Source organism: Escherichia albertii, assembly GCF_028622335.1.
GTDB classification, from domain to species: domain Bacteria; phylum Pseudomonadota; class Gammaproteobacteria; order Enterobacterales; family Enterobacteriaceae; genus Escherichia; species Escherichia albertii.
On the sequence record NZ_CP117568.1, the window covers coordinates 4,304,818 to 4,318,946 of the forward strand.

The 14,129-nt window shown below is 50.2% G+C and carries 14 protein-coding genes; 8 read left to right on the forward strand and 6 right to left on the reverse strand.

Going from position 1 to position 14,129, the window contains the following annotated elements; all coding sequences use genetic code 11:
* Positions 1-3 precede the first annotated feature (3 nt).
* From entB to PS053_RS20715, 5 genes are all read left to right on the forward strand, one after another.
* Entirely contained in the window at positions 4-861 is an 858-nt protein-coding gene (entB, locus tag PS053_RS20695) for an enterobactin biosynthesis bifunctional isochorismatase/aryl carrier protein EntB (protein WP_025237416.1), read from the forward strand.
* Positions 861-1,607 (forward strand): 2,3-dihydro-2,3-dihydroxybenzoate dehydrogenase EntA, encoded by a 747-nt coding sequence (gene entA, locus PS053_RS20700; protein WP_000347632.1) that lies wholly within the window; start codon positions 861-863, stop codon positions 1,605-1,607. Before entB ends, entA begins: the two co-directional genes overlap by 1 nt.
* Before the next feature lie 2 nt (positions 1,608-1,609).
* On the forward strand, positions 1,610-2,023 hold the full coding sequence (gene entH, locus PS053_RS20705) for a proofreading thioesterase EntH (protein WP_000637939.1): 414 nt from the start codon (positions 1,610-1,612) through the stop codon (positions 2,021-2,023).
* Between the two features lie 180 nt (positions 2,024-2,203).
* A complete protein-coding gene (gene cstA, locus PS053_RS20710; protein WP_059250413.1) occupies positions 2,204-4,309 on the forward strand; it encodes a pyruvate/proton symporter CstA in 2,106 nt (701 codons plus the stop codon).
* Positions 4,310-4,429: 120 nt separating this feature from the next.
* Positions 4,430-4,627 (forward strand): YbdD/YjiX family protein, encoded by a 198-nt coding sequence (locus tag PS053_RS20715; RefSeq protein ID WP_000460431.1) that lies wholly within the window; start codon positions 4,430-4,432, stop codon positions 4,625-4,627.
* A gap of 9 nt (positions 4,628-4,636) precedes the next feature.
* On the opposite strand, the gene hcxA is transcribed toward PS053_RS20715, so the two are convergent.
* Positions 4,637-5,725 carry a hydroxycarboxylate dehydrogenase HcxA gene (gene hcxA / locus PS053_RS20720; protein WP_273774361.1) on the reverse strand — a complete coding sequence of 363 codons (1,089 nt, stop codon included), beginning with the start codon at positions 5,723-5,725 and terminating at the stop codon, positions 4,637-4,639.
* Between the two features lie 108 nt (positions 5,726-5,833).
* Between hcxA and ybdL the strand changes: the two genes are divergently transcribed.
* A complete protein-coding gene (gene ybdL, locus PS053_RS20725) occupies positions 5,834-6,994 on the forward strand; it encodes a methionine-oxo-acid transaminase (protein WP_256879117.1) in 1,161 nt (386 codons plus the stop codon).
* Here the strand turns inward: ybdL and PS053_RS20730 are convergent, their stop codons facing one another.
* The 4 genes from PS053_RS20730 to dsbG form a co-directional block, all read right to left on the reverse strand.
* Complete coding sequence (locus PS053_RS20730) at positions 6,995-7,624, reverse strand: IbrB-like domain-containing protein (protein ID WP_000528563.1); 630 nt, start codon at positions 7,622-7,624, stop codon at positions 6,995-6,997.
* Positions 7,597-8,817: a phosphoadenosine phosphosulfate reductase gene (locus PS053_RS20735; RefSeq protein ID WP_059218885.1), complete on the reverse strand. Its 1,221-nt coding sequence runs from the start codon at positions 8,815-8,817 to the stop codon at positions 7,597-7,599. The genes PS053_RS20730 and PS053_RS20735 overlap by 28 nt, the downstream gene beginning before the upstream one ends.
* A 140-nt stretch (positions 8,818-8,957) precedes the next feature.
* Positions 8,958-9,860: a DNA-binding transcriptional repressor CitR gene (gene citR / locus PS053_RS20740; RefSeq protein WP_059218886.1), complete on the reverse strand. Its 903-nt coding sequence runs from the start codon at positions 9,858-9,860 to the stop codon at positions 8,958-8,960.
* 193 nt (positions 9,861-10,053) lie between these two features.
* Positions 10,054-10,800, reverse strand: coding sequence for a thiol:disulfide interchange protein DsbG (dsbG, locus tag PS053_RS20745; protein WP_256879127.1), 747 nt, complete (start codon positions 10,798-10,800; stop codon positions 10,054-10,056).
* A gap of 371 nt (positions 10,801-11,171) precedes the next feature.
* Here dsbG and ahpC point away from each other — a divergent pair, with 371 nt between their 5' ends.
* Both ahpC and ahpF read left to right on the forward strand, forming a co-directional pair.
* Positions 11,172-11,735: an alkyl hydroperoxide reductase subunit C gene (gene ahpC / locus PS053_RS20750; RefSeq protein ID WP_000052798.1), complete on the forward strand. Its 564-nt coding sequence runs from the start codon at positions 11,172-11,174 to the stop codon at positions 11,733-11,735.
* Between the two features lie 168 nt (positions 11,736-11,903).
* Positions 11,904-13,469, forward strand: a complete 1,566-nt coding sequence (ahpF, locus tag PS053_RS20755; RefSeq protein ID WP_010342352.1) for an alkyl hydroperoxide reductase subunit F — start codon at positions 11,904-11,906, stop codon at positions 13,467-13,469.
* 123 nt (positions 13,470-13,592) lie between these two features.
* Here the strand turns inward: ahpF and uspG are convergent, their stop codons facing one another.
* Positions 13,593-14,021 (reverse strand): universal stress protein UspG, encoded by a 429-nt coding sequence (gene uspG, locus PS053_RS20760; RefSeq protein WP_256879116.1) that lies wholly within the window; start codon positions 14,019-14,021, stop codon positions 13,593-13,595.
* Positions 14,022-14,129 lie beyond the last annotated feature (108 nt).

The window sequence follows — 14,129 nt, forward strand, 5'->3', positions numbered from 1 at the left end:
ACGATGGCTATTCCAAAATTACAGGCTTACGCACTGCCGGAGTCTCACGATATTCCGAAGAATAAAGTTGACTGGGCCTTTGAACCACAACGTGCCGCGTTGTTAATCCATGATATGCAGGATTATTTTGTCAGCTTTTGGGGCGAAAATTGCCCGATGATGGAGCAGGTGATCGCTAACATTGCCGCGCTGCGTGACTACTGCAAACAGAACAATATTCCGGTTTATTACACCGCCCAACCGAAAGAACAGAGCGATGAAGATCGGGCATTACTGAATGATATGTGGGGGCCGGGCCTGACCCGTTCGCCAGAACAGCAAAAAGTGGTGGAGCGCCTGACGCCAGACGCCGATGATACGGTGCTGGTGAAGTGGCGCTACAGCGCGTTTCATCGCTCTCCGCTGGAACAAATGCTCAAAGAGAGTGGGCGTAACCAACTAATTATTACCGGGGTATATGCACATATTGGCTGCATGACCACCGCAACCGACGCATTTATGCGCGATATTAAACCGTTTATGGTGGCGGATGCGCTGGCCGATTTCAGCCGTGACGAGCATTTGATGTCGCTGAAATATGTGGCCGGACGTTCTGGCCGGGTGGTGATGACTGAAGAACTCTTGCCAGCACCTATCCCCGCCAGCAAAGAGGCGCTGCGTGAGGTGATCCTGCCGTTGCTGGACGAGTCTGATGAACCGTTCGATGACGACAACCTTATCGACTACGGTCTGGATTCGGTGCGTATGATGTCACTGGCGGCACGTTGGCGCAAAGTGCACGGCGATATCGATTTTGTCATGCTGGCGAAAAATCCGACCATTGACGCCTGGTGGAAACTGCTCTCCCGCGAGGTGAAATAATGGATTTCAGCGGCAAAAATGTCTGGGTAACCGGCGCAGGTAAAGGTATCGGCTACGCCACGGCGCTGGCGTTTGTTGAGGCGGGAGCGAAAGTTACAGGTTTTGATCAAGCGTTCGCTCAGGAGCAATATCCCTTTGCGACCGAAGTGATGGATGTTGCCGATGCTGCGCAGGTGGCGCAGGTATGTCAGCGACTGTTAGCTGAAACGGAGCGACTGGACGTGCTGGTCAATGCGGCGGGAATTTTGCGCATGGGCGCGACAGACCAACTGAGCAAAGAGGACTGGCAGCAGACTTTTGCGGTCAACGTCGGCGGCGCATTTAACCTGTTCCAGCAAACCATGAACCAGTTTCGCCGTCAGCGGGGCGGGGCGATTGTCACCGTAGCGTCCGATGCCGCACACACGCCGCGTATTGGTATGAGTGCTTACGGTGCGTCAAAAGCGGCGCTGAAAAGCCTGGCGCTGAGCGTCGGGCTGGAACTGGCAGGTAGCGGCGTGCGCTGTAATGTGGTTTCGCCGGGCTCCACCGACACCGATATGCAACGCATGCTATGGGTGAGTGATGACGCCGAAGAGCAGCGTATTCGCGGCTTTGGTGAGCAGTTTAAACTCGGCATTCCGCTGGGGAAAATTGCCCGCCCACAGGAGATTGCCAATACGATTTTGTTCCTCGCCTCTGATCTCGCCAGCCATATCACCCTACAGGATATCGTGGTGGATGGCGGCTCGACGTTGGGAGCATAACGGTGATCTGGAAACGCCATTTAACACTCGATGAGCTGAACGCCACCAGCGATAACACAATGGTGGCGCATCTGGGAATTGTGTATACCCGTCTGGGCGATGATGTGCTGGAGGCTGAAATGCCGGTTGATATGCGTACTCATCAACCGTTTGGTCTGTTGCATGGTGGTGCGTCGGCGGCGCTGGCGGAAACGCTGGGATCGATGGCCGGATTTATGATGACTCGCGACGGGCAATGTGTGGTAGGCACGGAACTTAACGCCACACATCATCGTCCGGTGTCTGAGGGCAAGGTGCGCGGCGTCTGCCAGCCGCTGCATCTTGGGCGGCAAAACCAGAGTTGGGAAATCGTCGTTTTCGATGAACAGGGGCGGCGTTGTTGCACCTGTCGACTGGGAACGGCGGTATTGGGATGAACCCGACAAAGTTGAATGATATTGCTGTAAAACTCGGTTAACGGAGTGATCGAGTTAACATTGTTAAGTTAAATATTGGTTTCAGTTCCGATTTGTATAGTTGCCGTGTTGTTAAATTGTACAAAGATGTTATAGAAACAAAATGTAACATCTCTATGGACACGCACACGGATAACAATTATGAACAAGTCAGGGAAATACCTCGTCTGGACAGTGCTCTCTGTAATGGGGGCATTTGCGCTGGGATACATTGCTTTAAATCGTGGGGAACAGATCAACGCACTGTGGATTGTGGTGGCGTCGGTCTGTATCTATCTGATCGCTTACCGTTTTTATGGTCTGTATATCGCCAAAAATGTGCTGGCGGTTGACCCGACGCGTATGACGCCCGCGGTGCGCCATAACGACGGGTTGGACTATGTGCCGACGGACAAGAAAGTGCTGTTCGGTCACCATTTTGCGGCCATCGCCGGAGCAGGCCCTCTGGTGGGGCCGGTACTGGCGGCGCAAATGGGCTACCTGCCGGGGATGATCTGGCTGCTTGCCGGGGTGGTGCTTGCCGGAGCGGTACAGGATTTCATGGTGCTGTTTGTTTCCACGCGCCGTGACGGTCGCTCGCTGGGTGAGCTGGTCAAAGAAGAGATGGGGCCAACCGCCGGGGTGATTGCGCTGGTAGCCTGCTTTATGATCATGGTCATCATCCTTGCTGTGCTGGCGATGATTGTGGTGAAAGCCCTGACGCATAGCCCGTGGGGAACATACACTGTTGCGTTCACCATTCCGCTGGCGCTGTTTATGGGGATCTACCTGCGCTATCTGCGTCCGGGTCGCATTGGCGAAGTATCGGTCATCGGTCTGGTGTTCCTGATTTTCGCTATTATCTCTGGTGGCTGGGTGGCGGAAAGCCCGACCTGGGCGCCGTACTTTGACTTTACCGGCGTGCAGTTGACCTGGATGCTGGTGGGCTACGGTTTTGTGGCGGCGGTGTTACCCGTGTGGTTGCTGCTGGCTCCGCGTGACTACCTCTCTACCTTCCTGAAAATCGGGACTATCGTCGGTCTGGCTGTAGGCATTTTGATTATGCGCCCGACGCTGACCATGCCTGCGTTGACCAAATTTGTCGATGGTACTGGCCCGGTATGGACAGGTAATTTGTTCCCGTTCCTGTTTATCACTATCGCCTGTGGTGCGGTATCTGGTTTCCATGCGCTGATCTCTTCCGGCACCACGCCGAAGATGCTGGCGAATGAAGGGCAGGCGTGCTTTATCGGCTACGGCGGGATGTTAATGGAATCCTTCGTGGCGATTATGGCGCTGGTTTCCGCCTGTATCATCGATCCGGGCGTGTATTTCGCCATGAACAGCCCGATGGCGGTGCTGGCTCCGGCGGGTACGGCGGATGTGGTGGCTTCTGCTGCGCAGGTGGTGAGTAGCTGGGGCTTTGCGATTACCCCGGATACGCTAAACCAGATTGCCAGCGAAGTGGGTGAACAGTCGATCATTTCCCGTGCGGGCGGTGCGCCGACGCTGGCGGTGGGGATGGCCTACATTCTGCACGGTGCGCTGGGCGGTATGATGGATGTGGCGTTCTGGTATCACTTCGCCATTCTGTTTGAAGCACTGTTTATTTTGACGGCGGTAGATGCCGGTACGCGTGCTGCGCGCTTTATGTTGCAGGATCTGCTGGGCGTGGTTTCTCCGGGCCTGAAACGGACCGATTCACTGCCAGCTAACCTGTTGGCAACGGCGCTGTGCGTACTGGCGTGGGGCTACTTCTTGCATCAGGGCGTGGTCGATCCGCTGGGCGGTATTAACACTCTGTGGCCGCTGTTTGGTATTGCCAACCAGATGCTGGCGGGTATGGCGCTGATGCTTTGTGCCGTGGTGTTGTTCAAGATGAAACGTCAACGTTACGCCTGGGTAGCGCTGGTGCCAACGGCCTGGCTGCTGATTTGTACCCTGACCGCAGGCTGGCAGAAAGCGTTTAGCCCGGATGCGAAAGTCGGCTTCCTGGCGATTGCTAACAAGTTCCAGGCAATGATCGACAGCGGCAATATTCCGTCGCAGTACACCGAATCACAACTGGCGCAACTGGTGTTCAACAACCGTCTCGATGCCGGGTTAACCATCTTCTTTATGGTAGTCGTGGTGGTTCTGGCGCTGTTCTCGATTAAGACGGCACTGGCGGCATTAAAAGAGTCGAAGCCGACGGCGAAAGAAACGCCGTATGAGCCGATGCCGGAAAATGTCGAGGAGATCGTGGCGCAGGCAAAAGGCGCGCACTAAAGTCAGTGTGAGGGGGGAATGTGCCGAGTGTGTTCCCCTCACGCTTAGCATTTCCAGGCCGGATAAGGCGTTCACGCCGCATCCGGCACTCTCTCAGCAACCTGATTACCGGAGGTATTGATGTTTGATTCACTGGCAAAAGCCGGAAAATATTTAGGTCAGGCGGCGAAGCTGATGATTGGTATGCCTGATTACGACAACTATGTTGAACATATGCGGGTTAACCATCCTGATCAAACACCGATGACCTACGAGGAGTTTTTCCGTGAGCGGCAGGACGCGCGCTACGGTGGAAAAGGCGGCGCGCGCTGCTGTTAAATCTGCATGTCAGGCTTTAAACGATTCCACTTTTTCTAACGCTGCACGCAACGTATCAGGTGTCAGCGTGACGGGTAGATAATGAATGGATTCCACCGGACGCAAGGTGTGGGCAATCACTTTGTCGATCTCCGCCTGATTATTGATATCCACTTCCAGCTCCGCCAGCGTAGTCGGCAGATGAAAACGCTTATACGCCCCGGTTAATTGCGCCAGCACATCATCCTGACCCAGCAAGGCGCTTTGCACCAGAATTCCGTAAGCGACTTTGGTGCCGTGGAGAAATTTCTCAGTTTGCGGCAGTACAGTCAGACCGTTATGCACGGCATGGGCCGCCGCCACTCGCGTAAAACGATCGCCCAGACCACCGACCATTCCGCCTCCGGCGATAATCGCATCCACCACATCGCAAAATGATTGTGTTAGTTGCTGATTTTGCTGATCGGCAAGCGCCTGCTCGCTACTGTTTAACAAAACGTCGCGAATGGTCTGCGCGTTATTGATCCCCAGCCGCACGGTTAGCGGCAAGTTATCTGGTTGCGGGGCCAGCACCACCGCTTCATACCATTTCGCCAGTGTGTCACCAATCCCCGCCAACAGATATTCTTGCGGTGCTTTGAGGATAATCTCCGGTTCCACCAGCAGCATAAAATTGGCGTCGTCGAAAATCTCATAATGCAGCGCCTGTCCGGCATCGTTATACCAGACAGAGAGCGGTGTCCAGGCGGCGCAGGTCGCGGCGATCGTCGGAACGGCAACAAACGGCAGACCGAGACGACGGGCGAGGGCTTTCGCGGTGTCGAGCAGTGCGCCGCCGCCGACGCCAATCACTACGCTGCGATCGTCACCGGACTCTGCTGCCAGCAGTTGCACATTGCTTTCGCTGCAATGACCGCGAAACAAAATATGCTTTGCCCCTGGCTGTTCAAATGCAGGCGGAAGTTTGGCTTGCGCCGCAGCAATGGCGCGCTCGCCGTAGATCCACACCGCGCGAGAAAGCTGTTCATTGGTGAAAAAATCATGCAGGCGATTCAGACTTCCGGGATGAGAAAAGTAGTTAGCCGGGCCGACGACCACGCGGATAGGATTGTGAGGCATGTTGTGTTGTCCTTATTGTTTTATTTAGACATCTAAACGTCTTGATTGCCAAATACTAGCATCGTGTTATAGTGCCTTCAACACACAACTTCGTCAGGCACAATAAAAATGACAAATAACCCTCTGATTCCACAAAGCAAACTTCCACAACTTGGCACCACTATTTTCACCCAGATGAGCGCGCTGGCGCAGCAGTGCCAGGCGATTAACCTGTCACAAGGCTTTCCCGATTTTGATGGTCCGCGCTATTTGCAGGAACGGCTGGCGTACCATGTTTCTCAGGGCGCAAACCAGTACGCGCCCATGACTGGCGTGCAGGTATTACGCGAGGCAATTGCTCAGAAAACGGAACGGCTGTATGGCTATCAACCGGATGCCGACAGCGATATCACCGTAACGGCAGGGGCGACGGAGGCGTTATACGCGGCGATAACCGCATTGGTGCGCAATGGCGACGAAGTGATTTGTTTTGATCCCAGCTATGACAGTTACGCGCCAGCTATTGCTCTATCGGGGGGAATAGTGAAACGCATTGCGCTACAACCGCTGCATTTTCGTGTTGACTGGCAAGAATTTGCTGAGCTACTGAGCGAGCGCACCCGGCTGGTGATCCTCAATACGCCGCATAATCCCAGCGCCACGGTCTGGCAGCAGGCTGATTTAGCCGCTTTGTGGCAGGCAATTGCCGGGCACGAGATTTTTGTCATTAGCGATGAAGTTTACGAGCATATCAACTTTTCACAGCAGGGCCATGCCAGTGTGCTGGCGCATCCGCAACTGCGTGAGCGGGCGGTGGCGGTGTCATCGTTTGGCAAGACCTATCATATGACCGGCTGGAAAGTGGGTTATTGCGTTGCGCCAGCCCCCATCAGCGCTGAGATCCAAAAAGTGCATCAGTATCTGACCTTTTCGGTGAATACCCCGGCGCAACTGGCACTTGCCGATATGCTACGCGCAGAACCAGAACATTATCTTGCGTTACCTGAATTTTATCGCCAGAAGCGCGATATTCTGGTGAACGCCTTAAGCGAAAGCAGGCTGGAGATTTTACCCTGCGAAGGTACTTACTTTTTACTGGTAGATTACAGCGCCGTTTCTACAATGGATGATGTTGAGTTTTGCCAGTGGTTGACGCGGGAGCATGGCGTGGCGGCGATTCCGCTATCGGTATTTTGCGCCGATCCCTTCCCACATAAACTGATTCGTCTCTGTTTTGCCAAGAAGGAGTCGACGTTGCTGGCGGCGGCTGATCGTCTGCGTCGGTTGTAGTTATTTGACGGTCCAGGCGCGGGAATATTGACGGTCGGCGAACAATTCGTGCAGGCCGTTGATTTGCTTCAGACGCAACACTTCATCGCTATCCATACCCAATTCTTTGCTGATTTTATTATCATCCCACCCCAACTGGCTCAGTTCGCGAACGATCTCTGACATTGCTGTGATTTGATGGCGACCACGGGCGCGGTTATGGCGAATAGTTGCGGCAATACGTTCATGACGATCGCCCTCCAGGCAGGTTACAGGTAGATAGCCTTTTAAGCGTAATGTCAATGTTGAAGCGCTTTTGCCAATTTCATGGCGGTGAAAACCATCAACAATTTCAAGTGCATTGGCATGGGTGTTAGTTACCACAATGGGCTGCGTAAACCCGTCAATTTCAATGGATTTTTGCAGCAGCCGTTTCTCAGGCGGCGCTACGTTATTTGGGTTGTAATCATTCGGAACAAGTTGGGTATTTTTAACCCATAGAACACAATCAACCGGTTCTTCCCGGAAAGGGCTAACTTTATGAATCGCCATTCGGATCTCATTAATGGCTTTAATGCGAGCTTCTTCCGATAAGCTGGCGAGAAATTGGGTTAAATCCTGCGTTAATCGTTGTTGCATAGTATTCCCCATTCCTGACGTTTTCCTTTTATCCGTTCGTTATAACGCTGATAATTTTTCGCTTTTGTTGGACTAAAAGATAATGCCCGACACCAGTAATCATTATTGAGCAACACCTTGCATATCCGTCGCCAGGAGGGGATATCTTTTGAGCCTGTATCCCCTTGTTGGGTCTGCGGAATTTCGATGCCTTTTTTCTGATACCAATGCAAATAAACGGCAATTTTATTACGGTAATGTTCAGCCGTTTTCTCAGGCATGCTGCTGAGCAGCAACAGTGCATAATCTTGCCAGTCCAGGTGTTCTGGCTTGAGGATCTTCCTGTGGCCGTAGAATTTATTGTCGTGACCGGCGTAGACCCCTCCGCTTTTAACGCCGCTGACCCGTGTGCACATAGCCCCCCAGCGTTCTGGTTCGATAACGTGATACAGCCATAAACCTTGTCGTTGCTCCGGGCCAAACGGTTCGCAAATCCGCATATGCCGCAGAGGGACGCCTGCCTGATACATTAAGTTATACAAGGCATTACATTTGCAGGAGGTCTTCGCATACCAGGTCCAGATATCGGCCACTTTCCAGTCGTAGATGGGGTAAACGTACCAACTGTGTCCGCCTGGCGCAGCAGTAGTCCAGGGCTTATCGTCGGCAAAACGCTGTTTATTTAAACTGGCGATGGCGACAAAACGGTTATAGGACTCATCAGCGCGGATGCCGATCATCATCGCTGCCGGACGTTTTTGCGAAAACCAATCGGCAAATTCACGCACGAATTGTTCGAAAGTCATTCCGGGTTGATAAAACGAGAAAAATTCAGGATCGGTTATTGCGTCTTCTGGTGGCTGACGCACCCATTCAATACCCGGTTCCCAACATTGCCATTCTGGTTGATATTGGGAAAGAGAATTTTGCGTTGTTAATGGCAGCGCTACCCAGTAAAACGCTTCAGTGACGTCGGCATATTGTTTCCGTAGAGACTGGACATAGTCGATGGTGTAGGTAAACTGCGCTTCCCAATCGATGAATAAAATATAAATTTTTTTATTGAGTTTTCTCGCCAGTTCCGCGGTCAGATGGAGCATTAAACCAGAATCTTTACCGCCAGAAAAAGACACGCATACGCGAGGCAGGGTATTGAGTGTCCAGGTGATACGGTCTTGCGCTGCTTCCAGAATATTGAGCGGGAGAGGAATTTTATATATGGACATCTGAATATGCGCCCTGAACGTGATATGTCAATCAGTGAGATGGTCTACTCATTATAAAGTAAATAAAAAACAAGGAAGAATATTTTTATATTCATTGAATGAATTTTCAATGGTAAGATACTATAGTAAAAATATATATATTATAAACTGTCATTCAAGCGATCAATAAAACGAGAGAATCCAAGGTTATTTAAAGATGATTTATTATAAGAGATATAAAGTGTGTTTGATGGTAAAGTTTGTTCGAGTTTTATTTGTTTCAATTGCAGGGTTTTATGATAACAGAGATATAATTCGTAAGGTACAATTCCAAGTAAATCCGTAACTGCAATAGTATTGATTATGGTAAACAGAGATTCGCTACGAAACGATATTTTACGGTTTGCCATGATAGCTTCTATTTCCATTTGAAAATCCTCCAGACCAGAGAATTTTGATGTCAGGAAAGTAAATTCTTCATCAAGAATTTGAGCATGGGTACTGTGATCAGTTATTCTTGGGTGATTATTGCTACAAATAAGCGTATTACGAATTGATTGAAATGGCATGCAAATTACAGAGCGGCTGATAACGGGAGTTAGCGTCACCACCAAATCTGCCTTGCGGTAACTTAATAAATCTTCAGCGCTTTCTGTTGACATCATGATGTCATGGTGCTCAATGTCGACGTCATTATCATGGCGCAGGCAACTGATCAAAAGGCTACTATTGGCTGATGAGATAATTTGAGGGCCGTAGATTATAAATTTTTTCTTTAATTCAGATTTATTGACTATATTTATTGTCTGTTCCAGACCTTTAAGGTTTTTTTCCAGATGGTAATGTAGATTTAAACCTGTTGTTGTTGGCGCAATACCTTTTCCAGAACGAATAAATAAAGGATCATTAAATTGCGTACGTAATCGCTGTAATGACTGACTAACTGCAGAGGGCGTTATATATAGCGATTCTGCTGCTTTACTAATACTGAGATGTTGATAAATACACTCAAATATGACGAGCAAATTCAAATCGAATTTCTTTAAATCATACAGATTAGCCATGACGCACTCCATTCATGCTTTTATCATAATATTCATCAAGTCAATAGTATGGCTTTATGTATTATTTTCTTTACTTAATTTATCGTTAAGTTTTTCTAAAATAGCATAGTTGGTTTTTTGTTTGTGATCAATCCTTGCGATTTTAAGGATAACTGAAAACAATGAATATATTTCAGTTATCCATGATTTGCAGTTATTTATTTTCCATGATTATATTTAATGTTTTTTGATCGGGTAATCCGACCGCCTGCTGTAATGTGTTCTCCGGGCTCATGTAATAGATAGCAGGCGTGACGTTTGCGCCCAACTCATCCATGAGTTGTTCATTGGCGCTCAGGATTTTCATTTGCTCGGGGCTTACGTTTGCCGGGACCTTGAGTTTAACATTGCCAACCGACGATTCGTAATCATGCCACGCCCTGGCGGGATCTTTTGCTGCGAGGATTGCCGCGGCAGTGGCCGGGCTTTCTGGTTTTATCACGCCGACCAGCAGAGTTCGAAGCTGAACTTTACCTGATTCTACCCACGGGCGCGCTTGCTGCCAGAACTGTTTGCAATATGGGCAGAACGGATCGGCGAAGACGTAGACTACAACGGGAGCGTCCTTTTTACCGTCGAGGAGCCAGTGGGATTGTTCCATTCGCTGCCACATTTCGCGTCCGGCTGGCGCATAAATTTCTTTTTCGATAAGGGTGTTGCTCAGATTTTCGCCTTTTTCGTCATACATATAACCGGAGATGGCATGCTTGCCGTCGGGAGTCAGATAGATAGTAACTCCCATGTCCTGATACTTTCCGAGATAACCTTTCATCCCCCCTGGCGCGTCAAATGATTTGATGATTGTAATGCCTTGTTTTTCAATTGATTTTACAGGCGCGGGAAGTTCCTCTGCGAAAGCGGTTCCGGGAAGTAAGGTCAGTAAAAGTATCTTTTTTAACATTAATTTGTCCTTTTCAGTCAGTGCAAAAACGGCGTAAAAGGCATAACCTATCACTGTCATAGGCGAGAGCTTAGTCCAGATGATTGCCCTTTGTGTATGAGGGTGTTGTAATCCTTGCCGTTGCTGCATTTATCAGAGCAACACTTTAGCCTGTTGAACAGGCGCTGAAGATACCAAAGGGTAGCTCAGATTACGCGGTCACCTGGAAAGGGGGCCCTGGTTGCTTTTATCGCCTGTGGCGGTGCAAAGTTCACAAAGTTGTCTTGAGGTGGTTGTAAGGTAAAACTTATCGATTTGATAATGGAAACACATTAGCTGAATCGAATGAATTGCGTTACCTTAATCCCATCGAAAACACGGAGGAAGTATAGATGTCCTTGATTAACACCAAAATTAAACCTTTTAAAAACCAGGCATTCAAAAACGGCGAATTCATCGAAATCACCGAGAAAGACACCGAAGGCCGCTGGAGCGTCTTCTTCTTCTACCCGGCTGACTTTACTTTCGTATGCCCGACCGAACTGGGCGACGTTGCTGACCACTACGAAGAACTGCAGAAACTGGGCGTAGATGTATACGCAGTATCTACCGATACTCACTTCACCCACAAAGCATGGCACAGCAGCTCTGAAACCATCGCTAAAATCAAATATGCGATGATCGGCGACCCGACTGGCGCCCTGACCCGTAACTTCGACAACATGCGTGAAGAAGAAGGTCTGGCTGACCGTGCAACCTTCGTTGTTGACCCGCAGGGTATCATCCAGGCTATCGAAGTTACCGCTGAAGGCATTGGCCGTGACGCGTCTGACCTGCTGCGCAAAATCAAAGCAGCTCAGTATGTTGCTTCTCACCCAGGTGAAGTTTGCCCGGCTAAATGGAAAGAAGGTGAAGCAACTCTGGCTCCATCTCTGGACCTAGTTGGTAAAATCTAAATTTCCTTCGTCTTTCACGCCACCAACTCCGGCGTGAAAGAGCTGGAAATTCACCAGAATACGGGTGCTGCGGCACCCGATTTTCTTCTCAACATCATGATGCAAGCTGCATCCAGGTAGCCGAATGAGGCCGCTTGCATGATGATGTTTAAAGCCCAGGAGATAAACATGCTCGACACAAATATGAAAACTCAACTCAAGGCGTACCTTGAGAAATTGACCAGGCCTGTTGAGTTGATTGCCACGCTGGATGACAGCGCAAAATCGGCAGAAATCAAGGAACTGTTGGCTGAAATCGCTGAACTGTCAGACAAAGTCACCTTTAAAGAAGATAACAGCTTGCCGGTGCGTAAGCCGTCTTTCCTGATCACTAACCCAGGTTCTAACCAGGGGCCGCGTTTTGCAGGTTCCCCGCTGGGTCACGAGTTCACCTCGCTGGTACTGGCGCTGCTGTGGACCGGTGGTCATCCGTCGAAAGAAGCGCAGTCTCTGCTGGAGCAGATTCGCGATATTGATGGTGATTTTGAATTCGAAACTTATTACTCGCTCTCCTGCCACAACTGCCCGGACGTGGTACAAGCGCTGAACCTGATGAGCGTATTGAATCCGCGCATTAAGCACACGGCGATTGATGGTGGTACGTTCCAGAACGAAATCACCGATCGTAACGTGATGGGCGTTCCGGCTGTGTTCGTGAATGGTAAAGAGTTTGGTCAGGGCCGTATGACGCTGACTGAAATCGTGGCGAAGATTGATACTGGCGCAGAAAAACGTGCGGCAGAAGAGCTGAACAAACGCGACGCTTACGATGTGTTGATCGTCGGCTCCGGCCCGGCGGGCGCAGCAGCAGCGATTTACTCCGCGCGTAAAGGCATTCGCACGGGTCTGATGGGCGAACGTTTCGGCGGTCAGATCCTCGATACTGTGGATATCGAAAACTATATCTCTGTGCCGAAAACCGAAGGCCAGAAACTGGCTGGCGCCCTGAAAGTCCACGTTGATGAATACGATGTGGATGTCATTGACAGCCAGAGTGCCAGCAAGCTGATTCCGGCGGCTGTTGAAGGCGGTCTGCATCAGATTGAAACTGCGTCCGGCGCGGTGCTGAAAGCACGCAGCATTATCGTGGCGACCGGCGCGAAATGGCGTAACATGAACGTTCCGGGTGAAGAACAGTATCGCACTAAAGGTGTAACTTACTGCCCGCACTGTGACGGTCCGCTGTTTAAAGGTAAACGTGTGGCGGTGATTGGTGGCGGTAACTCTGGCGTGGAAGCGGCAATTGACTTGGCGGGTATTGTTGAACACGTAACCCTGCTTGAGTTTGCGCCAGAAATGAAAGCCGACCAGGTATTGCAGGACAAACTGCGTAGTCTGAAAAACGTCGACATCATTCTGAATGCGCAAACCACCGAAGTGAAAGGCGACGGTAGCAAGGTCGTTGGTCTGGAATACCGTGATCGCGTAAGCGGCGATATTCACAACATCGAACTGGCCGGTATTTTCGTCCAGATTGGTCTGCTGCCGAACACCAACTGGCTGGAAGGCGCAGTCGAACGTAACCGCATGGGTGAGATAATCATCGATGCGAAATGCGAAACTAACGTCAAAGGCGTATTCGCTGCTGGTGACTGTACAACTGTTCCGTACAAGCAGATCATCATCGCCACTGGCGAAGGTGCTAAAGCCTCTCTGAGTGCTTTTGATTACCTGATTCGCACTAAAACAGCATAAAAAGAAGTAAGATTCACCTGCAATTGTTTAGCCGCCAGGGTCAAACCGGGCGGCTTTTTTATTGCTCATAAAAAAGCCCCGCCGGGATGGCTCCGGGCAGGGCTCGATACAGATTCTGCGTAATTAGCGCACGACCAATACCGGCAGATTCGCATGGCGGATTACGCTGGAGGCGTTAGATCCTAGCAGATGGGTCGAAATAGACGGGTTGCGTGAACCGATAACCACGACATCCGCGTCGAGTTCTTTCGCTAACTCGTTCACTTCGTCCCGAACACTACCAAAACGAACATGTTGTTTAATACGGGAAGGATCGATGCTGAAGTGGCTGGTCATCGTTTGCAGACGCTCTTCTGCTTCATGTTGCAGATGCTCTTCAAAACGACGAACATCAGCGGCAAAACGGTGCAAACTCAGGCTGGCGGAGCCTGGTAATACGTGAAGTAGATGGATAACCCCATCTTTTTGGGCGAGGAATTCAGCGTGACGAACGGCTTTGTCACTTAATTCCATTTCAAATACATCCACTGGCATAATGATTGTTTTGTACATAAGCATTCTCTCCTTGTTTTTGCATGAATACATAACAACACATTATTGATTATGAATCTATCATTTGCGGAGTTGATTTGATTTTAATTAAATATCGATTCTGGAAAT